A 21,111-nucleotide genomic window follows, 5' to 3' on the forward strand; every position below is an offset into this window, starting at 1 on the left:
CCCGTACACCTACCCGGAAAACCTGCCGCGGGTGAACGCGCGCGGCGGCCCGGGGGGCGCCCCCGGTTGCTGGCAGCAGATCACCCACGACCTGTGGCCCGCACCCGAATTGGTGATAGACAGCGGCAACAGCCTCGCGCCGTACAACCACCTCGACACCGGGTCCCCATACGCCATCGAATACGTCTGGGGCCGCCAAGTAGGGGATAACACGATCAACCCATGAAAATCACCGGAACCATCGTCAGGCTCAGCATCTTCTCGTTCGTGCTGCTGGTCTTCACTGTGATGATCGTCGTCGTATTCGGCCAGATGCGGTTTGACCGGACGAACGGCTACTCGGCGGACTTCACCAACGTCAGCGGGCTGCGGGCCGGCCAATTCGTCCGCGCCTCCGGCGTCGAGATCGGCAAGGTCAGTTCCGTGAAGGTCATCGACGGCGGCAAGCGGGCGCGGGTCGAGTTCAACATCGACCGCTCGGTGCCGCTGTACCAGTCGACGACCGCGCAGATCCGGTACCTCGACCTGATCGGTAACCGCTACCTGGAGCTCAAGCGCGGCGAAGGTGAGGGCGCCGAGAAGGTCCTGCCGCCGGGCGGCTTCATCCCAACGTCGCGGACCTCGCCGGCGCTCGACCTCGACGCCCTGATCGGTGGTTTCAAACCGCTGTTCCGGGCGCTGGACCCGCAGAAGGTGAACACCATCGCGACGTCTCTGATCACCGTGTTCCAGGGTCAGGGCGGCACCATCAACGACATCCTCGACCAGACCGCGCAGCTGACCAACCAGCTGGGTGAGCGGGACCAGGCGATCGGCGAGGTCATCAAGAACCTGAACATCGTGCTGGACACCACGGTTCGCCACCGACAGCAGTTCGACCAGACGGTCAACAACCTCGAGGTCCTCATCGCCGGACTGAAGGACCACGGTGACCAGCTGGCCGGCGGCACCGCGCACATCAGCAACGCGGCCGGGACGGTCGCCGACCTGCTCGCGGAGGACCGCGGGCTACTGCACAACACCCTCAACTATCTGGATGCGGTCCAGCAGCCGCTCATCGACCAGCGCGATCAGCTGAACGACTTCCTCAAGAAGGTGCCCACGGCGTTGAACATGATCGGGCGCGCCATCGGCTCCTACGGCGACTTCGTGAACTTCTACGCCTGCGACATCACGCTGAAGATCAACGGGTTGCAGGCCGGCGGCCCGGTCCGCACGGTCCGGCTTTTCCAGCAGCCGACGGGTAGGTGCACGCCGCAATGAGAACACTGGAACCGGCCAACCGGGTTCGCATCGGGCTGATGGGCATCATCGTGACGCTGCTCGTCATCGGCGTCGGTCAAAGCTTCACGAGCGTGCCGATGCTGATGGCCAAACCGCACTACTACGGCCAATTCACCGATACCGGGGGTATCGGTGTCGGTGACAAGGTGCGAATCGCCGGTGTGGACGTCGGCAAGGTCGAGGCGCTCAATATCGAGGGCGACCACATCCTGGTCAAATTCAATCTCGGCACCGCAACCATCGGCACCGAGAGCCGGCTGGCGATCAAGACCGACACCATCCTCGGGAAGAAGATCCTGGACGTCGAGGCCCGAGGCAATCAGCAACTGAGGCCCGGAGACTCGTTACCGATTGGTCAGAGCACGACGCCCTACCAGATCTACGACGCGTTCTTCGACGTCACCAAGGCGGCCCAGGGCTGGAACATCGACACGGTCAAGGAATCGCTGCACGTGCTGTCGCAGACCATCGACCAGACCTATCCGCACCTGAGCGCGGCGCTCGACGGCGTCGCCAAGTTCTCCGACACGATCGGAAAGCGCGACGAGCAGGTCAAGCACCTGCTCGCCCAGGCCAACCAGGTGGCCAGCGTCCTCGGTGACCGTAGCGAGCAGGTCGATCGCCTGCTGGTCAACACGAAGACGTTGCTGGCCGCCTTCAACGAACGCGGCCAAGCCATCAATGCGTTGTTGGCGAACGTCGCCGCCTTCTCCGAACAGGTCAAGGGCTTCATCAACGACAACCCGAACCTCAACCACGTGCTCGAACAGCTGCGCACCGTGAGCGACATCTTGAAGGAGCGCAAGGACGACGTCGCTGCGGGGCTCACCGAGGTCGGCAAGTTCCTGCCGTCGCTGAACGAGGCCATCGCATCGGGACCGTTCTTCAAGGTGGTCCTGCACAACCTCGCGCTGTACCAGATCATCCAGCCGTGGGTCGACGCCGCCTTCAAGAAGCGCGGCATCGACCCGGAGAACTTCTGGCGCAGCGCCGGACTGCCCGAATTCCGGTGGCCCGACCCCAACGGCACCCGATTCCCCAACGGGGCACCGCCACCGGCACCCCCGGTGCTGGAGGGCACGCCGGAGCACCCGGGGCCGGCCGTCCCGCCGGGATCGCCATGCTCCTACACCCCGGCCAACCCCGGCGGCAACGTCACCGTCGGCGACGAGGGCCTGCCGCGGCCGTGGAATCCGCTGCCGTGCGCCGGTGGGGGCATCGGACCGTTCGGCGGCCCGGGCTTCCCGGCGCCGGTCGACGTGCTGACCTCGCCACCGAACCCGAACGGTCTGCCGCCGACCCCGGGCATCCCGATCGCCGGCCGGCCGGGCGACCCGGTCCCGGACGTCCCGGGGACGCCCGTGCCGCTGCCGCCGCAGGCACCGCCGGGCGCGCGCACCGAGAACCTGGCGCCGGCCGGACCGACGCCGCCGCCGTCGACGTTCGCGCCCGGGTTCCCGCCGGGACCGGCGGCGCCACCCGGACCCGGCGAGCAACTGCCGGCACCCTTCATCAACCCGGGCGGATCGGGAGGCAGCGGCGCTGCCGGGGGAGGTAGCCAGAATTGAGCACCGCCTTTGATATCCGGAACATCCGGCTACCGAAGCTGACCCGGGCGACCGTCATCCTCGGGTCGCTGGTGATCGTGCTGGCCCTGGTCGTCGGGTTCGTCGGCTGGCGGCTCTACGAGAAGCTGACCAACAACACGGTGGTGGCCTACTTCCCGGCGGCCAACGCGCTCTACCCGGGGGACAAGGTCCAGATCATGGGGTTGCGGGTCGGCGCGATCGACAAGATCGAGCCCGCCGGCGACAAGATGAAGGTCACCTTCCACTACGAGAACAAGTACCGGGTTCCCGCCAACGCCAACGCGGTGATCCTGAACCCGACGCTGGTGGCGTCGCGGGCCATCCAGTTGGAACCGGCCTACAAGGGTGGGCCGGTGCTGGCCGACAACGCCGTGATCCCCGAGGAGCGCACGCAGGTTCCGGTGGAGTGGGACCAGCTGCGCAACAGCATCACGAACATCATCTCCAAGCTGGGCCCCACACCCGAGCAGCCGACGGGCCCGTTCGGTGAGGTCATCGAGTCCTATGCCAACGGGTTGGCCGGCAAGGGCAAGGAATTCAACACGACGCTGAGCAACCTGTCGCAGGCGTTGACCGCGTTGAACGAGGGGCGCGGCGACTTCTTCGCGGTGGTGAAGAGCCTGGCGCTGTTCGTCAACGCGCTACACAAGGACGACCAGCAGTTCGTCGCGCTGAATGAGAACCTGGCGGACTTCACCACGCGGCTCGCGCACAACGACCACGACCTTTCGAACGCGATCGAGCAGTTCGACGGTCTGCTGTCCACCGTGCGCCCGTTCCTGAACAAGAACCGCGAGGTGCTGACCTACGACATCAACAACCTGGCGACGGTGACGAACACGATCCTGCAGCCGGACCCGCTGAACGGGCTGGAGACCGCGCTGCACGTCCTCCCGACGGCCGCGGCGAACATCAACCAGATCTATCACCCGTCGCACGGGTCGGTGGTCGCCATCCCGGCGATCACGAACTTCGCCAACCCGATGCAGTTCATCTGCAGCTCGATCCAGGCGGGTAGCCGGCTCGGGTATCAGGAGTCGGCCGAGCTGTGCGCGCAATACCTGGCGCCGATCCTCGATGCGATCAAGTTCAACTACCTGCCGTTTGGCGCGAACCTGTTCAGCACCGCCGAGACCCTGCCCAAGGAAGTCGCCTACTCGGAAGATCGGCTGCACCCGCCCAACGGATACAAGGACACCACCGTGCCCGGCATCTGGGTCCCGGACACCCCGACGTCGCACCGCAACACCCAGCCCGGCTGGATCGTCGCGCCCGGGATGCAAGGCCAGCAGGTCGGGCCGATCACCGCGGGTTTGATGACCCCGGACTCGCTGGCCGAGCTCATGGGAGGCCCCAACATCGCGCCCGTCCAGTCGAACCTGCAGACGCCGCCGGGGCCGCCGAACGCATACGACGAGAACCCGATCGTGCCGCCCATCGGCCTGAACGCGCCGGTGCCCATCCAGCCGCCGCCGCCCGGACCGGGCGTGGCCCCGGGTCCGGTGGCCCCGACGCCGGCGCCGGTCGCGGCGCCCGCGCCGAACGCCGGTGGGCCGGCGGTGCCGACTGACTTCGGGGGTGGCCAGTGAGGCGCGGGACGAGCGCGGTAGGCGCGAGGAGCAGGCCGAACCGACGGCCAGTGAGGCGCGGGACGAGCGCGGTAGGCGCGAGGAGCAAGCCGAACCGACGGCCAGTAAGGGGCGCAATGAGTCTGGTTCGCCGCCGGGCCTGGCAGGCGATGGTCCTGCTGGTGGCCGCGCTGGTGCTGAGCTCGTGCGGCTGGCGCGGGATCTCCAACGTCGCGATGCCCGGTGGCCCGGGCAGCGGCTCGGGCGCCATGACGATCTACGTGCAGGTGCCGGACACCCTGGCGATCAACGGCAACAGCAAGGTGATGGTCGCCGACGTCTTCGTCGGGTCGATCAAGTCCATCCAGTTGAAGAATTGGATCGCCACCCTGACGCTGGGTGTCGACAAGAACACGAAGCTGCCCAAGAACGCCATCGCCAAGATCGGCCAGACCTCGCTGCTGGGTTCCCAGCACGTCGAGCTCGCCTCACCGCCGAACCCGTCGCAGGAACTGCTCAAGAGCGGTGACACCATTCCGCTGAAGAATTCCTCGTCGTATCCCACCACCGAGCAGACCCTGGCCAGCCTCTCGCTGATCCTGCGCGGCGGCGGCATCCCCAACCTGGAGGTGCTGCAGAACGAGGTCTACAACATCTTCAACGGGCGGGGCGAGGCGATCCGGTCGTTCCTCGGCAAGCTGGACACCTTCACCGACCAGCTCAACCAGCAGCGCGATGACATCACCCACGCGATCGACTCGACCAACCGGCTGCTCACCTACGTGGGTGCCCGGGCCGACGTCCTCGATCGGGTGCTCACCGACATCCCGCCGCTGATCAAGCATTTCGCCGACACCAAGAACCTGCTGATCAACGCCGTCGACTCGGTGGGACGACTCAGCCAGGCCGCCGACCAGTACCTGTCGGAAGCCCGCGGTCCGCTGCACACCGACCTGCAGGCGCTGCAGTGTCCGCTCAAAGAGCTGGGCAAGGGCTCGCCGTATCTGATCGGCGCGCTGAAGCTGATCCTGACGCAGCCCTTCGACATCGACACCGTGCCGAAGATCTTCCGCGGTGACTACATCAACATTTCGCTGACGCTCGACGTGACCTACAGTTCCGTCGACAACGCGTTCCTCACCGGCACCGGATTGTCGGGGGCCCTGCGAGCGCTCGAGCAGTCGTTCGGGCGTGATCCCGAGACGATGATCCCCGACGTCCGCTACACGCCGAACCCGAATGACGCGCCCGGTGGGCCACTGGTGGAAAGGGGGGACAGGAATTGCTGACTCCTTTCATCAGACGCCAGTTGATCGCGTTCGGAATCCTGACGGTCATCTCGCTGCTCGTGCTCGGGGTGTATTACCTGCAGATCCCGAGCCTGGTGGGCATTGGGCGGTACACGCTGAAGGCCGACCTGCCCGCGTCGGGCGGCCTGTATCCGACGGCGAACGTCACGTATCGCGGCATAACCATCGGCAAGGTCACCGACGTGGAGCCGACCGAGCGGGGCGCCAACGCGACGATGAGCATCGACAGCCGCTACAAGATCCCGACCGACGCGACGGCCAACGTGCACTCGGTGTCGGCCGTCGGTGAGCAGTACCTGGACCTGGAGTCGACCGGGAACCCGGGCAAGTTCTTGTCGGACGGTCAGACGATCACGAAGGGCACGGTGCCCGCCGAGATCGGGCCGGCGTTGGATACGGCCAACCGCGGGCTCGCCGTGCTGCCCAAGGACAAGATCGCCCAACTGCTCGATGAGACCGCGCAATCCGTGGGTGGGCTGGGTCCCGCCCTACAGCGGCTGGTGGACTCCACGCAGGCGATCGTCGGCGATTTCAAGACCAACATCACCGACGTGAACGACATCATTCAAAACTCGGGCGGGGTGCTGGACAGCCAGGTCAAGTCGGGCGATGCCATCGAACGCTGGGCGCGCAACCTGAACAAGTTGGGCGCGCAGTCCGCGCAGGAAGACCAGCACGTGAAAAGCGTGCTGCGCCAGGCGGCGCCGACGGCCGATCAGGTCAACGAGGTGTTCAACGACGTGCGGGATTCGCTGCCGCAGACGCTGGCGAACCTCGAGGTGGTGTTCGACCTGCTCAAGCGCTACCACACCGGCCTGGAACAGGTCCTGGTGTTCCTGCCGCAGGGCGCGTCGATCGCCCAGACGGTAGCCGCGCCGTTCCCCAACATGGCGGCACTGGACCTGGCGTTGTCGATCAACCAACCGCCGCCGTGTCTGACCGGCTTCATCCCGGCATCGGAGTGGCGGTCCCCGGCTGACACCAGCCTGCAGCCGTTGCCGTCGGGCACGTACTGCAAGATTCCGATGGACACCCCGGCCAACAGCGTGCGCGGATCGCGCAACATCCCTTGTACCGACATCGAGGGGAAGCGGGCGGCCACCCCCCGGGAATGCCGCGACCCGCACCCGTACGTCCCGGCCGGGACCAACCCCTGGTACGGCGACCCCAACCAGATCGTGACCTGCCCGGCGCCCGCGGCCCGCTGTGACCAGCCGGTGAAACCTGGTCAGGTTATCCCGGCGCCGTCGATCGACACCGGCCTGAACCCGGCACCCTCGGACCGGGTGTCGGGGACGCCTCCGCCGACCAGCGACCCCTTGTCGCGGCCGGGGTCGGGTACCGTGCAGTGCAACGGCCAGCAGCCCAACCCGTGTGTCTATACCCCCGGTGGACCTCCCGTGGCGGTCTATAGTCCCCAAAGCGGTCAACTGGTAGGGCCAGACGGAGTTAAATACTCCGTCGAAAACTCGGCCAGAACAGGAGACGACGGATGGAAGGAGATGCTGGCGCCAGCCGGCTGAACCCCCCACCCATGCCGAAGTTTCGTCGTCTGCGCAGACGGCGTCCGAAGAACCAGGACCCGGCGATCGCCGCCGACCCGACCAATCCCGACGTGACGGCCGAGGATTCGGCCGAACCCGAGGACGCCACCGAAGCGACCATCGCCGACGGGACGGGCTCGATCGACGAAGCGGAGACGGCCGAGGAGCCGTCGGCCGGCGAGGCAGCCGCGGCGCAACCCGAGGCTGCCACCGAGGAGGCTGGTCCCGAGACCGCCGCCGACGAGCCGCCGGAATCCGAGGCCGAGCCCGGGGCGGTCGCCGCACGCGGTCCGTCGCGGTTGGGCCGCGGCTGGTTGGCCGGCATCGCGGCGGTGCTCGTGCTCTGCGCCGCGGGCGTCGGCGCCGGTGGATATTTCGCGTTGCGCTACCACCACGAAAGCCAGGCGATAGCCCGCAACGACGCCGCGGCGCTCAAGGCGGCCGTCGACTGCGTTTCGGCGACCCAGGCGCCCGACACCAACGCGATGGCGGCGAGTGAGCAGAAGATCATCGACTGCGGCACCGACGCTTTCCGCTCGCAAGCCCTGCTCTACACCAGCATGCTGGTCCAGGCGTATCAGGCCGCCAACGTTCACGTCCAGGTGTCCGACATGCGGGCGGCGGTCGAACGCAACAACCCCGATGGTTCGGTCGAGGTGCTCGTCGCGGTCCGCGTCAAGGTCGCCAACGACCAGACACAGAACGAAACCGGGTACCGCCTGCGCGTGAAGATGGCCCAGGCCGAAGGGCAATACAAGATAGCCAAGCTCGACCAGGTGACGAAGTGACGGTGGTGGTCGAGAAACCACCGGCCGCGGCCGTCCAGGAGTCCCCGCGGAAGGCGTTGGCGCCGTGGCATGTTCGTGCCGGCGCGCTCGCCGTCGACGTCCTTCCCGGTACTGCGGTGGTGGCGACGATGGCGCTGGCCGGTTTCACCGTTCCGGCCGGCGGCGTGTGGTGGTGGCTGTGCATCGCGGTCATCGGGGTTGTCGTCCTGCTCGTGTTGGTGAACCGGCTGCTGCTGCCGACAGTCACCGGCTGGAGTGTGGGACGGGCTCTGTTCCGCATCGCGGTGGTGCGTCGCAACGGCGAACCCATCGGGCCGTGGGGGCTGTTGCTGCGGGACCTGGCGCACCTGCTCGACACCGTATCGGTGGTGGGATGGCTTTGGCCCCTGTGGGATTCGGGACGCCGCACCTTCGCCGACATGCTGCTGCGCACCGAAGTGCGGCGGCGGGAATCGGCCGAGCCGGCGTTCGACGTGCGGCGGTGGACGACGGTGGTGGTGCTGGGCGCGGCGGGACTTTGCCTCGCGGGTGCGGTGATGAGCTATGCGGCGGTGTTCTCACGGGATCGGGCCACCGACCAAACGCGCGCGCAGCTCGACACGCAGGGCCCGAAGATCGTCGCGCAGATGCTGACCTACGACCCGAAATCGTTGCACGACGATTTCAATCGCGCCCTGTCGTTGGCGACCGACAAATACCGGAAGCAGCTGGCCGACCAGCAGGACATGGTGCAGAAGGGCAACCCGGTCATCAACGAGTACTGGGTGACCGACCACGCGATCCAGTCCGCGTCGCCCGATCGGGCGACGATGCTGATGTTCATGCAGGGGCGGCGCGGCGCGGCGCCCGATGAACGCTACATCTCCGCCACCGTTCGGGTGACTTTCGTCAAAGCCGGCGGCGGCCGTTGGCTCGTCGACGATCTCACGGTGCTCACCAAGCCCAAACCGCCCGGGAACGGAAAATGAGCCCCCGCCGCAAGTTTCAGCCGGGTGAGGAACCGCTGCTGGTCGCGCACCCGGTGCCGCCGGGGCGCCCGTGGGGCCTGCCGTTGGCCACCGCCCTCGCCGCGCTCGTCATGACGGCCGCGATCACGGTGTGCACCCTGATGCTCATCAACCATCAAAGCCGCGAGCGCGCCGCGTCGAAGAATCGCGAGGTGCTCAGCTACGTGACCGGCTTCATGACGCAGTTCACCTCCATCGATCCATTCCATGCCAACGACTACGTCATGCGGGTACTCGCCCAGGCGACCGGCGACTTCGCCAAGGAGTACCGCGACAAGGCGAACGAGATCTTGCTGCAGGTGGCCCGGGCCGAACCGGCCACCGGCACCGTCCTGGACGCGGGGGTGGAGCGATGGAACGACGACGGCAGCGCCACCATCATCGTGGCCACCTCGGTCAGCTCGAAATCGCCGGACGGTAAACAAGTTTGGGAAAACGCTAATCGGTGGACGGCGACCGCGACGCAGGAAGGAAGCCAGTGGAAGATCAGCAACCTGCAGCAGGTGATCTAACCGCCCACGGGAGCGCCGCCGCAGAGGAGCCGGCGCCCGAGGAGCGCGCCGAGACGGCGGACGCCGACGAAGACTCCTCTGCCGCAGCGGAATCCACGACCGAAAGCGGTGACGCCGAGCCGGCGGAGGCGCAAGCCGGCGGTCGCAAACGACGCAAATGGCTCGCCGGCAAGCGGCTGGCCATCACCGTCGTCGTGGCCGCGTTGCTGTTCGTCGGTTCGGCGGCGTTCGCCGGCGCGGTGGTGCAGCCGTATCTGAGCGATCGGGCCGCCGCGGCGACGAAACTCAAAGTGGCGCGGACCGCTGCCGACGCGATCACCACCTTGTGGACGTACACGCCGGAGAACATGGACACCCTCGCCGACCGCGCGTCTCGCTACCTCAGTGGGGATTTCGAGGCGCAATACCGTAAGTTCGTCGACGCCATCGTGGCCCCCAACAAGCAGGCCAAGATCACCAACCACACCGATGTCACCGGCGCGGCGGTCGAGACGATCGACGATGCCAATGCCGTTGTCATCGTGTACACCAACACCACGTCCACCAGCCCGCTGACCAAGAACGTGCCGTCGCTGAAGTACCTGTCCTACCGGCTGTTCCTGAAGCGTGCGAAGAGCCGCTGGCTGGTGACCAGGATGACGACGATCACGTCGCTGGATTTGACGCCGCACGTTTAACGCGGTCAGCTGCGACCATGGCCGTTACCTCGCCGGTGTCGGAGCGATCGACCGTCGCGGCGTTGTTGCTGTTGACCTTCGCCACTGGCCTGGCGGACTCGATCAGCATCCTGGTGCTCGGCCACGTGTTCGTCGCCAACATGACGGGAAACGTTATCTTCCTGGGTTTTTGGCTGGCGCCCAGGACGAGCATCGACCTGACGGCGGTCGTGGTCGCGCTGCCCACCTTCGTGTGCACCACGATCCTCAGCGGCCGGATATCCCGGCACTTCGCCGACCGGACGTTACGGTGGATCACGACCGTATTGTCAACGGAGATCACCCTTTTGGTGGCGTTGGCGGTGCTGGCCGGCACCGGGGCCCTGCGGTATCACGACAACACCAAGCTGATCATGATCGGCATCCTGGCGGTCACGTTCGGTCTGCAGCACTCGAGCGCCCGCCAGTTCGGCATCCAGGAGCTGTCCACCACGGTGCTGACGTCGACGATCGTCAGCCTCGGTCTGGACAGCCGCCTGGCCGGCGGCACGGGCGACCGGCAAACGTTGCGTCTGGGCGTCGTGTTGACGATGTGTGCCGGCGCGTTCCTGGGTGCGACGATGTCACGATTCGTCGTCGCACCCGTGTTCGCCGTCACGGCGGCGGTGGTGGCGGCCAGCCTCTTGATATTCCGCTTGGGCCGGGCTAGTTGAAGGCCAGCCAGCTGGGCAGCGCCCGCTCGTGCGAATCGCAGAGCACCTGCCGGGTGTCGCAGTTTCCCCGCGGCGAGCCCGCGCCGGCCCACATGCCGCCGGTGTCGCGGCGCAACACGATGGCCGACGACCCGCCCCCGTCGAGCAGCACGGCGTTGTCGCTGCCCATTCCGCGGAACAGGTCTTGCATGTTGTCCGGCGTGTAGCTGCCGCCCTCGAAGACGTACATCTCGTCCTTCTGCCTCGAGTACGCCAGAGCCGTTCGCGCGGCGCTCGGTCCACTGTCGTGCAGCTGCCCGGTCTGGCCGGGCGCCAACAGCCCGATGCCGGATACCGCCACGAACCGCTCGTTCTTGTTCAGCAGATCCTCGACCACCGGAGTCGCGGAATCGTAGTCGCTCTTGGTTTTGGGCCACACCACATACGGCGCACCGCTAGACGGCAGGATCATCGTCGTCAGGGCGCTCCAGTTTTCGCCGCCGCCGGACAGGCCCTGCTTGCCGGGGTAGGCGACGGTACCGGTGACGGCCTGGTTGGCTCGGCCCTGGCCGTGGGTATTGTCCACGAAGGCGCCCAGCGGTGAGCTGCAGCCGGTCTGGCGCCACGAGCCGGCCTTCTGCCCGCGCACGTCGAAGAAGTTCGCGTTGATCGCGATCGTCGGTTGGCCCATCCGCTGCCACGCCTGCAGTGGCGCATAGAGTTCCGATGCCTGCCAGAGCCCCTCGCCGGTGCGGGCCCCCGGATTGTTCTCGCAGCGGGCCTGATCGCCCCGATGGGTGTCGACCAGCAGGTGGGGCGAGAGCCGTCCCGCCGCGTTCTTGATGATCATCAGGTGGCCGCCGTTGTTCATCTCATACCAGCTACCGCCGGCGTTGAGCATCGGCGCGGGGTGACCGGGGCCGAAGTTATAGACCAGGTAGGAACCCTTGGTGGTGTTGATGGCGTTCGCCAGCAGATCGCGGCCGTCGGCGGCGTGCGCGAGTGGCTGTCCCGTCGTGCACGCCAGGGCGACCCACGCAACCGCGGCGGTGCAGCCGGAAACCAGCCGGCGCAAGCCGGCGCGTCGGGTCAGCACGATCGCCCTTTCCGCCCTGATCTGGATGCAACACCAACATCATCAGCCACATCCGTAACACTGTCAATCTAAATAACGGGCGGATGACGCTTGGGCGGCGTTCGAATTACGTTTCCTCGCTTGAGCTTTCGGGCTCAGTGGCGATCGTCCGCTCGCGCTTGCCCTGGCGCGCCTGGTGTTGGGCCTGGTGCTCCATGGCGATCGCCGTCTCGACCGCCCCGGGGATCCTGTGGTACCCCTTGCGGTCGTACAGGTGGGTGATGACGCCGCCGAGCAGCAGGCCGATCACGAGGCCGATCGAGGTCATGATCAGCGCCTGCGATATCCCCGTATCCGCATGGCCCTTGAAGTACAGCAGCGACCGAGCGCCCAGGAAGACCTGATGCATGGGCTCGAATTCGGCCAGCCAGCGGAAGAAGGGCGGCGTCGCCTCCAGCGGGACCGTGGCGCCGGCCGACGGCAACCCGAGGATCACGAAGATGAGCATGCTGACCAGCAGGCCGCCCGTGCCCAGCACCGAGAGCAGCGAGCTGGAGGTGATGCCCACCGCGGCGATCGCGAACACCCCGTACGCCCAGAGTTGCCAGCCGAGGTCGATGGGCATGCCGAGCCCGTGGGCGATGGCCACGTAAACGGCCGAGGTGAGCAACCCCAGCAGCACCATGATCGCCCACTTGAGCAGCAGGGTCTGGAAGCGCGAAATTCTGACCTGCTCGGCGAAGCGATACACCGGGCCGAATTCGGCCGGTACGTAACCGAGTAACGCATCGACCAGCGTGCTGACCACGATGCTGCCGGTGAACCCCGCCAGCAGTAGCAAGAGCGCGTAATAGAAGGCCGACAGCCCGTTGCCGGTGCCGTCGGGCAGCGGGTTGTACACAGTCGACTCGATCTCGATCGGAGAGGAAAGGCCCTCTTCGGCGGCCCCGGCGAGCGGGGCGCCGCCCGTCTGCGCCTTGACCTGAGCCAGAAGTCGTTCGCCCACTTCGCCATTGGCCACGCCCATCGCCATGTTCAGGGTCTGGCCGGCGATGCTGGCGCCGAGCGTGCCGGCCCTCGGATTGGTCGAAATCGTGATCACGGGCCGTTCCGCAGGACCGGGCAGCACCGCACTCGTCCCAAGGTCCCGAAGCTTCGACGAGAAGCTCGGCGGTATCAGCACCGAACCGTACACGTGACCCGTCTCCAGTTGATGCCTGGCCGCGTCACGGGTGAGCACGCGGACGTCGAACTTGTTCTTGTCCAGCCCTTTCACCAACCGGCCGGTCAACTCCGCGCCCCCCGGCCCGGCATCCTCGTTCACCACGGCGATGGGGAAGTGCCGCAGGTTGGTCATCGGGTTCAAGATGCCGCCCAGGTACAGCGCGCACAACGCCGACATCAGCGCCAGCGTGATGACGAGCGGCGCCGCCCAGAACCGTACGGTCCGGACCGCCTTGATGTTCCGGTTGGGGTTGGGCGCCGCGTGTTGCGGTCGCGATTGAGACATGCCGGCTCCTGTCTGTCACGCCCACTCTATGGGCTCAGTCGCCGAGCTTCGCGTGCATCTCCCAGACCAGTAGTTCCGATGGCTCGTTCGCCGTCACTCGTCGGCCGGCGCAGTCGGCGAACCGAACGGCGTCACCCTCCTGCAGGTCGCCCACGCCTTCGCAGGTGACCGCGCCCCGGGCCGTGTATAGGTGCAGGTAGGGCGCTTTGGGGAGGCTCACCTGGTCGCCGGTCCGCAACCGCCCGGCGTGCAGCGCGGCATTGCGGTTGTGCAGGGCGATCGCACCGTCTCGCCCGGGGATGCCGGAGGCGATCGTCACGAGTGTGCCGTCCAACAGCTTCGCGTCGATCTCGTGCTGTTGATACCCCGGGGCGATGCCGGCCTCGTCGGGCACCACCCACATCTGCACGAAATGCACTGGCTCCGTGGATGAATCGTTCTTCTCCGAATGCAGGATTCCGCTGCCCGCTGACATGCGCTGGGCCAGGCCCGGATAGATGACGCCGCGGTTGCCGATGGAGTCCTGATGTGCCAGTTGACCCTGCAAGACCCAGGTCACGATCTCCATGTCCCGGTGCGGATGCGTGTCGAATCCGGTTCCGGGCGCGACGATGTCGTCGTTGTTCACCAGGAGTAGTCCGTGGTGGGTGTTGTCCGGGTCGTAGTGGTCGCCGAACGAGAACGAGTGCCGGGAGGTCAGCCAGGGCGTGGTGGTGACGGCCCGCGTGTCCGCGCGACGGACTTCCACGTGGGCTGCCATGTCGTCAGCCTAATCGGCGGAGCGGTCAGGCCACCGTCGCGGTGAGCAGCCCCTGGGCATGCCGGAGGGCGGCGTCGAGCTCGGGCAGGGTCAGCCTGGCGGCGCGGCCCAAGTGGATCTCGATCTGGTATTCGGGCTGGGCGTCCGGCCCGAAAATCGGCAGGACCACGAATTCGGCTGCCGCCAAATCGCTTTCGAGGGTATCGGTGATCGATTGCAGCGTCACCATCGTCATCAGGGTGGTGAGCTGGCGGGTGACCTGGGTCGTCGGCTCCAGGGACGCGAGCACATCCGCCAGCCGGTTGTGCAGCGACTGATGGGTGTCGTCGAAGCGCCATGCGCCGTAGCCACGGGCGCGGATAGCGGCGAGCACCCGCTGGTGTTCCGCGATTTCCGACCGGGTCAGCCGCGGCAGCACTCTTTGCAGCCAGGCGTTGACCAAGTCGTCCTCGCGCCAGGCCATCGCGACCAGGCCGAACGGCGGGTCGATGGGGAAGCGCTGGCCGACCGCCTGCCCGCCGTCGGTGCCATGGCCGACCGCGTCGACGGTGGTCAGGTGGCGGCCGCCGATTCTCGACATCGAGCAGCCGGCGCCGAGCGCCTCGTGCAGGAACCGCAGCGCCTCGCGGCCGCGGTCCAGCAACGGGAATTGCTCACGCAGCCCGTGCACCAGCCCGAACAGGCCGCTGCCGAGCACGTACCGGCGATCCTCGCGCCGGGCCACCCAGGCTCGCCCCTCCAGCTCGGCCAGCACCAGGGCGCAGGTGGAGGTGCTGATCGCGCAACGCTTCGCCAGCTCAGCCGACGCCAGCCCCCGCGGGGAATCCGCAAGCGCGGCAAGCACATCCATCACACGGCCGGTTGGCGGCGATTTGGCGGTTGACGTACCGATGCGCACCTCCCTACGATCCGTCCAAAATACAAGGATAATCGTCCTAATATTAGGAGACAATCCGTCATGATCAAGGTGGGAGTGTGGGGGCCGGGTTCCATGGGGGTGATCGCGCTGCGCGGCGTGATCGACCACCCGGAGTTGCAGCTGGTCGATCTCGTCGTGCACAGCGATGCCAAGGCGGGTCACGACGCGGGCGAGCTGTGCGGGACCGGGCCGGTCGGGGTGGTGGCCACCCAGGACCCGGCGGAGCTGCTCGCCGGCGAGGCCGAGGCGGTGGTGTACGCCGCCGGCGCCAACCTGCGACCGCTGGAGGCCGTCGGGGACATGGTCTCGATCCTGCGGGCCGGTAAGAACGTGGTGTCCTGTTCGGTGGTGCCGCTGGTCTTTCCCGACGGGGTTGACGCCGCTTTCACCGACCCGCTGCGGCAGGCCGCGCGCGACGGCGGTGCGTCGTTCTTCATGACCGGCATCGACTCCGGGTTCGCCAATGACGTTCTGCCGCTGGTGCTTACCGGGGTTTCGCGGTCGATCGACTCGGTGCGCATGACGGAGATGTTCAACTACGCCACGTATCCGGACCGGGCGGCGGTGTACGAGATCCTCGGGTTCGGCAAGCCGCCGGAGTACCAGGCGTTTGCGGCCCAGCCCGGGATGTTCGCCTTCGGCTGGGGGCCCGTCCTGCACCAGCTCGCCGCCGGCCTGGGGGTCAAGATCGACAACATCGAGGAAAGCAACGAACGCATTCCCGCCACCGAGTCCTTCGACACGCCCACCGGCCACATCGCCGCCGGGACCATCGCGGCCATGCGCTCCACGTTGACCGGATACGTCGGCGGCAAGCCAACTTTCATCCTCGACCACGTGACCCGGATGCGCGACGACGTCGCGCCGGACTGGCCGCAGCCGAACATCTCGATCCCGCCGAAGGACCTCGGCTATGGGGCCGCCTCCGGGCGCGGCCTGTATCGGGTGGAGATCGAGGGATCCCCAAGCATGCGGTGCGAATTCGAGATGGCCGAAGACCACGACCACGACCTGGGTGCACGCATCGCCGGCGCCTCGCGGATGGTCAACGCCATCCCCGCGGTGTGCGCGGCCCCACCCGGGCTGCTCTCGGCGCTGGACCTACCGCTGATCACCGGGGCCGGCTTGGTCCGCCCGGTGGCGGGACCGCCGCCGGACAGCCGCCTGTTCTAGGGCCGGTCGCCGGGATAGGTGGCGGCGGCGAGCTCGAGGATCTCGGCCCGGTCAGCCGCGAGGATGAACCCGCTGCTGATCGACGCATCGAGGGCGGCGGTGAAGCGTTCCAGGTACTGCGTCATTCCCCCTGGGTAGAGCCGGCGCAACGTGCCGGCGTCGAAGAGTTCCCCAGAGCCGAAGAGCCCGGCCATGACGCCCTCGTCGCCGCCGAGTCCGCAGGTTCGCGCGACCGGCACGTCCACCCACGGCGTTCTGACGCCGCCCTGCGCCAGTCCGTTGGCGTCCGGAACGGGTTGCGGTCCATAGGCATCGCGCACCTGCATGGGCGCCGCGCTGGGCGCCGGCGCACCGGTGCCCACCCAGGTGTTCAGCGCGGTGAGCGCCGCCTGTACCACGTAGTGGTGCTGCGGGGCGAAGTTGATGTAATGCGAACAACGTTGTCCCAAGAGCACGTTGGTCGGAGCGTAGGCGGCGACGAGGTGCGTGAGCGGTGCCGAGCCGCTGTCGATCGGCGCCACCTGGATGGTGTAGTTGTCGGCGTGCGCGGCGCCGGGAATCTCCCAGACCCGCAGCCATCGGTTGTCGGATTGCCTGGCGAAGTAATAGCCTTCCCGTGCGCCACCGAAGAGATCGGTCTCGGTGATGATCGTCAGCAACGGCACCCGCAGGTCCGGCCGGAACGCGACGGCCTGGGGTGCGCCGGTTTCGTCGAAGATGGAGCTTCCGTCGAGTGGTGCGGCGGGTCCGAACCTCGAATGGACGAAGAAGCCGTCGTATGTCGCGGCCAGCGGGTCGACCGCGTTGACGTAGGTGGTGAGAAACATCGCCGACTGCGACTCGCCCAACGCAATGACGTGCCGGGCCCGCAGGTCGCCCAAAACCACTGTGGCGCGGGAGCTTTTGATGAGCCCGCCGACTTGAGAAAAGATGTCGTAGGAGAAGGCGTCACCCGGATGGTGCAGCGGCGCATAGCGCGTCGGGTCCTGGCTTTTCAGCGACATGTCGACCCCGAGCAGACTCGCGCCACCGTCGATCCCGACCCGCTGGGCCGAGACGGCGACGTACGCGTAGCCCGCGCGAATGATCTCCCGGTGCGCCATCATCCACACCGCCGGCGCGTCGAGGCCGCCGCTGACGTTGAGCCATTCGACCAGCACCGTCCCGTTGAACAGCGCCGGATCGGCGGGTGTCAGCACCACCAAGCGGGTGGTGTATTCCGCTGTCGCGGAGGGCGTTACGCTCCACCGCCCGTCGGACTCCAGCTCCGCCGCTGGGGCGTAGGACGTGGCCGTCCCCGAGACGAAGAACTCCTCGGCGCGGTAACCCACGTCGGCGAGGTCGAAAGCGCCCAACAGCAGCAGGGGCCGACCGGGTGCGGGTGTGATGTCGAGCGGGTCGGTCATAGCGAATCGGGCAGCCCGAACTTCGCGAACAACTTCTCGTCGAGGAACGCGACCACATGTGACACCCGGTCGCCGCGCACGTCCAGCACGTGCAACTGGAAGGGGACGTGCCGCTCCCCGGCGCGCATGTACATCGCGGCGCCGGGTTGGCCGTTGGCGACCAGCGGCAAGAGGCGCATGTCGCCGGGTGACTCGGCGGGGCATTGCTGATGTATGAGGGTGACGACGTCCCGCGCACCCTGATACCAGCCGGTGTAGGGCGGCATCTCCCAGATCGCCTCGGCGGTGAACAGCTCCACCAGGCGGTCGATGTCGTAAGTCTCGAAGGCGGCGATGTAGCGATCGAGCAGGTCCTGCGTCTCGGCCGAATCCGGTGCCGCCAACCGGTCGCCGGCGCTGGGCCCGACGGCGTCCAGCTGGGACCGGGCCCGCTGCAGCAGGCTGTTGACGGCGGTCGTGGTCGTGCCGATCGCCGCGGCGACCTCGGCGGACTTCCACTGCAGCACGTCGCGCAGCAGCAGCACCGCCCGCTGTCGTGGTGAAAGATGTTGCAGCGCCGCGACAAACGCCAACCGGACCGACTCGCGTGACCCGACTATGACCGACGGGTCGGCCGGGTCGTTCGTCAGGTCCGGGAGTGGCTCGAGCCAGGGCACCTCGCGGCGCTCCTGCAGCTCGGCGGTCGGGTCGGCGCTCGGGCCGCCCAGGCCGGTCGGCAGCGGTCGGCGTTGCCGCCCTTCCAGGGCGCTCAGGCAGGTGTTGGTGGCGATGCGATGCAGCCACGTCCGCATCGAGGACTTGCCCTCGAAGCGGTCGTAGGCCTTCCACGCCCGCAGCAACGTTTCCTGAACCAGATCCTCTGCGTCGTGCAACGACCCGGTCATCCGGTAGCAGTGGGCGAGCAGCTCACGGCGGTACGGCTCGGCACGCGCCGAGAAATTGCCGCCGACCGCCGGGTCGAGGTCGGAGTTCGCGGTGTTTTGCGCAAGCAGCCCCACGTGCATGAGCCTACGACAGTGTCTGGCAGGGCGACCTGCACCGGGAGCCATTACGCTGCCCGTAATGACTAGGACCGTGCAGTGAACCGAGCCGAACGGAACTTCGACGGATTCGGTGGCGTGCGCATCGTTTACGACGTCTGGACACCCGACACCCCGGCACGCGCGGTGGTCGTCCTGTCGCATGGTCTCGGCGAGTATGCGCGCCGGTACGACCACGTCGCGCAGCGTTTCGGCGCGGCGGGCCTGGTCACGTACGCGCTGGACCACCGCGGGCACGGCCGCTCGGGCGGCAAGCGGGTGCTGGTGCGGGACATCTCCGAGTACACCGCGGACTTCGACAGCCTGGTCCGGATCGCCACCCGCGAGCATCCCGGCCTCAAGTGCGTCGTGCTCGGGCACAGCATGGGCGGCGCCATCGTGTTCGCCTACGGCGTGGAACGCCCCGACAACTACGACCTGATGGTGCTGTCGGGGCCGGCCGTGGCGGCGCAGGATCAGGTGTCGCCGCTGATGGTGCTGGCTGCCCGCGTGCTCGGCGCCCTGGTGCCCGGCCTGCCGGTCCAGGAGCTCGACGTCGACGCCATCTCCCGGGACCCGGCGGTGGTGAAGGCCTACAAGAACGATCCGCTGGTGTACCACGGCAAGGTCCCGGCCGGCATCGGTCGGGCCCTGTTGCAGGTCGGCGAGACGATGCCGGAGCGGGCGCCGGCGCTGACGGCGCCTCTGCTGGTGGTGCACGGCTCCGACGACCGTCTGATCCCCGTCGCAGGCAGCCGGCGCCTGGTCGAGTGCGTGGGCTCCACCGACGTGCAACTGAAGGTTTACCCGGGGCTTTACCACGAGGTCTTCAACGAGCCGGAGCGCGACCAGGTGCTTGGCGACGTGGTCTCGTGGATCACCGCCCGGCTCTGAGCCGAAAGTGTCGGATCGCTCCCGTAGTTTGGCGCATATGACCCGCGCCGGCGACGATGCGGAACGAAGTGATGGGGTGGGGGTACCCCCTGCCGCGAAGCGACGAGGGGGAGAGCGGCGCAGATGACCGACGACAAAATGCTGGCCCGCATCGCCGCACTGTTGCGTCAGGCCGAAGGCACCGACAACACGCACGAGGCGGACGCCTTCATGAGCGCCGCGCAGCGGTTGGCGACGGCGGCCTCGATCGACTTGGCGGTGGCGCGCTCGCACGCCGCCGACCGCTCGCCGGCGCAGGCACCGATCCAGCGCACCATCACCATCGGAAACGCGGGCACCAAGGGATTGCGGACGTATGTGCAGCTGTTCGTGTTGATCGCCTTGGCCAACGACGTGCGCTGTGATGTGGCGTCGAATTCGACGTTCGTTTACGCCTACGGGTTCGCCGAGGACATCGACGCTACGCACGCGTTGTACGCCAGCCTGGTCGTCCAGATGGTGAGGGCGTCGGACGCCTACCTCGCGTCGGGTGCGCACCGGCCCACGCCGACCATCACCGCGCGGCTGAACTTCCAGCTGGCCTTCGGGGCGCGGGTGGGCCAGCGCCTGGCGGAGGCGCGCGACGAGGCCCGACGCGAGGCCACCAAGGACCGCAGGCGCCCGCCGGGCACCGCTATTGCGTTGCGGGACAAGGATGTCGAGCTGCACGATTATTACCGGAGTGCGTCGAAGGCGCGCGGCACCTATCAGGTGAGCCGGGCGACGGCCGGCTATTCCTCGGCGGCGCGGCGCGCCGGCGACCGCGCCGGTCGGCGGGCGCGGCTGGGCAACAGCCCCGAACTGCCCGGAGCGCGCACCCCGCTGGGCCGGTGAGCCCGCGGCAGTCCGCGAAGCGGGACTCCCAGCGGGCCAAGGTGTACGCGGCCGAGGAGTTCGTCCGGACGCTGTTCGATCGTGCCGCCGAACACGGGTCGCGCGCCGTGGACTTCTTCGGCACGCAGCTCACGCTGCCGCCGGAGGGACGATTCGGCTCGGTCTCCGCCGCCCAGCGCTATGTTGACCAGGTGCTTGCGTTGCCGGCGGTGCGCCGGCGGTGGCCCTCCGTCCCGCCGCTGCGGGTGCGCCCGCGACGGGCCGCCACCGCGGCCCACTACGAATTTCGTGATGGCGCAGGCATTATCGCGGTCCCCGACCGCGACACCGCCGACTGGGCGCTGCGCGAGCTGGTGGTGCTCCACGAAGTCGCGCACCACCTGTGCCAGGCCGAGCCCCCACACGGCCCGGAGTTCGTCGCGACGTTCTGCGAGCTCGCGGAGCTGGTGATGGGCCCCGAACTCGGGCACGTGCTGCGCGTCGTGTACGCGAAAGAGGGTGTGCGGTGAGCTCGTTCGGCGGCGACGCCGAC

The 21,111-nt window shown here is 67.6% G+C and carries 19 protein-coding genes and 2 pseudogenes; 15 read left to right on the forward strand and 6 right to left on the reverse strand.

Going from position 1 to position 21,111, the window contains the following annotated elements; translation table 11 throughout:
• From A5758_RS17420 to A5758_RS17470, 11 genes and pseudogenes are all read left to right on the forward strand, one after another.
• A pseudogene (locus tag A5758_RS17420) lies at positions 1 to 226 on the forward strand (MCE family protein); the annotation flags it as partial.
• A complete protein-coding gene (locus tag A5758_RS17425) occupies positions 223 to 1,263 on the forward strand; it encodes a virulence factor Mce family protein (protein WP_067742435.1) in 1,041 nt (346 codons plus the stop codon). The pseudogene A5758_RS17420 and the gene A5758_RS17425, both read left to right, overlap by 4 nt.
• The gene (locus A5758_RS17430) at positions 1,260 to 2,852 is read left to right on the forward strand and encodes a virulence factor Mce family protein (protein WP_067206600.1); all 1,593 of its coding nucleotides are present in this window, start codon (positions 1,260 to 1,262) and stop codon (positions 2,850 to 2,852) included. Before A5758_RS17425 ends, A5758_RS17430 begins: the two co-directional genes overlap by 4 nt.
• Positions 2,849 to 4,462 carry a virulence factor Mce family protein gene (locus A5758_RS17435; protein ID WP_067742436.1) on the forward strand — a complete coding sequence of 538 codons (1,614 nt, stop codon included), beginning with the start codon at positions 2,849 to 2,851 and terminating at the stop codon, positions 4,460 to 4,462. The genes A5758_RS17430 and A5758_RS17435 overlap by 4 nt, the downstream gene beginning before the upstream one ends.
• 116 nt (positions 4,463 to 4,578) lie before the next feature.
• Entirely contained in the window at positions 4,579 to 5,730 is a 1,152-nt protein-coding gene (locus tag A5758_RS17440) for a virulence factor Mce family protein (protein WP_067206607.1), read from the forward strand.
• A complete protein-coding gene (locus A5758_RS17445) occupies positions 5,724 to 7,274 on the forward strand; it encodes a virulence factor Mce family protein (protein ID WP_067742456.1) in 1,551 nt (516 codons plus the stop codon). The genes A5758_RS17440 and A5758_RS17445 overlap by 7 nt, the downstream gene beginning before the upstream one ends.
• Positions 7,244 to 8,083, forward strand: a complete 840-nt coding sequence (locus A5758_RS17450) for an Mce protein (RefSeq protein WP_067742459.1) — start codon at positions 7,244 to 7,246, stop codon at positions 8,081 to 8,083. Before A5758_RS17445 ends, A5758_RS17450 begins: the two co-directional genes overlap by 31 nt.
• The gene (locus tag A5758_RS17455; RefSeq protein ID WP_067742462.1) at positions 8,080 to 9,051 is read left to right on the forward strand and encodes an RDD family protein; all 972 of its coding nucleotides are present in this window, start codon (positions 8,080 to 8,082) and stop codon (positions 9,049 to 9,051) included. Before A5758_RS17450 ends, A5758_RS17455 begins: the two co-directional genes overlap by 4 nt.
• Positions 9,048 to 9,602, forward strand: a complete 555-nt coding sequence (locus A5758_RS17460) for a mammalian cell entry protein (protein ID WP_067206620.1) — start codon at positions 9,048 to 9,050, stop codon at positions 9,600 to 9,602. The genes A5758_RS17455 and A5758_RS17460 overlap by 4 nt, the downstream gene beginning before the upstream one ends.
• Positions 9,569 to 10,279: a mammalian cell entry protein gene (locus tag A5758_RS17465; protein ID WP_067742464.1), complete on the forward strand. Its 711-nt coding sequence runs from the start codon at positions 9,569 to 9,571 to the stop codon at positions 10,277 to 10,279. The genes A5758_RS17460 and A5758_RS17465 overlap by 34 nt, the downstream gene beginning before the upstream one ends.
• A gap of 17 nt (positions 10,280 to 10,296) precedes the next feature.
• Complete coding sequence (locus A5758_RS17470) at positions 10,297 to 10,971, forward strand: YoaK family protein (protein WP_067742473.1); 675 nt, start codon at positions 10,297 to 10,299, stop codon at positions 10,969 to 10,971.
• Here A5758_RS17470 and A5758_RS17475 read toward each other — a convergent pair.
• The 4 genes from A5758_RS17475 to A5758_RS17490 form a co-directional block, all read right to left on the reverse strand.
• The gene (locus A5758_RS17475) at positions 10,964 to 12,073 is read right to left on the reverse strand and encodes a phosphodiester glycosidase family protein (RefSeq protein ID WP_156622682.1); all 1,110 of its coding nucleotides are present in this window, start codon (positions 12,071 to 12,073) and stop codon (positions 10,964 to 10,966) included. The two genes, A5758_RS17470 and A5758_RS17475, sit on opposite strands and share 8 nt — an antisense overlap.
• A gap of 79 nt (positions 12,074 to 12,152) precedes the next feature.
• Entirely contained in the window at positions 12,153 to 13,535 is a 1,383-nt protein-coding gene (locus A5758_RS17480; RefSeq protein ID WP_067742479.1) for a YhgE/Pip domain-containing protein, read from the reverse strand.
• A 34-nt stretch (positions 13,536 to 13,569) separates the two neighbouring features.
• Positions 13,570 to 14,295, reverse strand: coding sequence for a pirin-like bicupin family protein (locus A5758_RS17485; protein WP_067206637.1), 726 nt, complete (start codon positions 14,293 to 14,295; stop codon positions 13,570 to 13,572).
• 25 nt (positions 14,296 to 14,320) lie between these two features.
• A complete protein-coding gene (locus A5758_RS17490) occupies positions 14,321 to 15,145 on the reverse strand; it encodes a MarR family transcriptional regulator (protein WP_067742482.1) in 825 nt (274 codons plus the stop codon).
• A 108-nt stretch (positions 15,146 to 15,253) separates the two neighbouring features.
• Here A5758_RS17490 and A5758_RS17495 point away from each other — a divergent pair, with 108 nt between their 5' ends.
• A complete protein-coding gene (locus tag A5758_RS17495) occupies positions 15,254 to 16,387 on the forward strand; it encodes a dihydrodipicolinate reductase (protein ID WP_082939744.1) in 1,134 nt (377 codons plus the stop codon).
• On the opposite strand, the gene A5758_RS17500 is transcribed toward A5758_RS17495, so the two are convergent.
• Both A5758_RS17500 and A5758_RS17505 read right to left on the reverse strand, forming a co-directional pair.
• Positions 16,384 to 17,793, reverse strand: coding sequence for an alpha/beta hydrolase domain-containing protein (locus A5758_RS17500; RefSeq protein ID WP_067742484.1), 1,410 nt, complete (start codon positions 17,791 to 17,793; stop codon positions 16,384 to 16,386). The two genes, A5758_RS17495 and A5758_RS17500, sit on opposite strands and share 4 nt — an antisense overlap.
• A pseudogene (locus A5758_RS17505) lies at positions 17,790 to 18,919 on the reverse strand (sigma-70 family RNA polymerase sigma factor). Before A5758_RS17505 ends, A5758_RS17500 begins: the two are co-directional and overlap by 4 nt.
• Between A5758_RS17505 and A5758_RS17510 the strand changes: the two are divergent.
• The 3 genes from A5758_RS17510 (at position 18,912) to A5758_RS17520 (ending at position 21,088) form a co-directional block, all read left to right on the forward strand.
• Positions 18,912 to 19,706 (forward strand): alpha/beta hydrolase, encoded by a 795-nt coding sequence (locus A5758_RS17510; protein WP_231987347.1) that lies wholly within the window; start codon positions 18,912 to 18,914, stop codon positions 19,704 to 19,706. The pseudogene A5758_RS17505 and the gene A5758_RS17510 sit on opposite strands and share 8 nt — an antisense overlap.
• Positions 19,707 to 19,829: 123 nt before the next feature.
• Positions 19,830 to 20,579 (forward strand): DUF2786 domain-containing protein, encoded by a 750-nt coding sequence (locus A5758_RS17515; protein WP_067742492.1) that lies wholly within the window; start codon positions 19,830 to 19,832, stop codon positions 20,577 to 20,579.
• The gene (locus tag A5758_RS17520; protein WP_067742495.1) at positions 20,576 to 21,088 is read left to right on the forward strand and encodes a TIGR04338 family metallohydrolase; all 513 of its coding nucleotides are present in this window, start codon (positions 20,576 to 20,578) and stop codon (positions 21,086 to 21,088) included. The genes A5758_RS17515 and A5758_RS17520 overlap by 4 nt, the downstream gene beginning before the upstream one ends.
• The last annotated feature ends 23 nt before the right edge of the window (positions 21,089 to 21,111 follow it).

Origin of the sequence: Mycobacterium sp. 852014-50255_SCH5639931 (assembly GCF_001665605.1) — a bacterium.
GTDB lineage: Bacteria > Actinomycetota > Actinomycetes > Mycobacteriales > Mycobacteriaceae > Mycobacterium > Mycobacterium paraffinicum.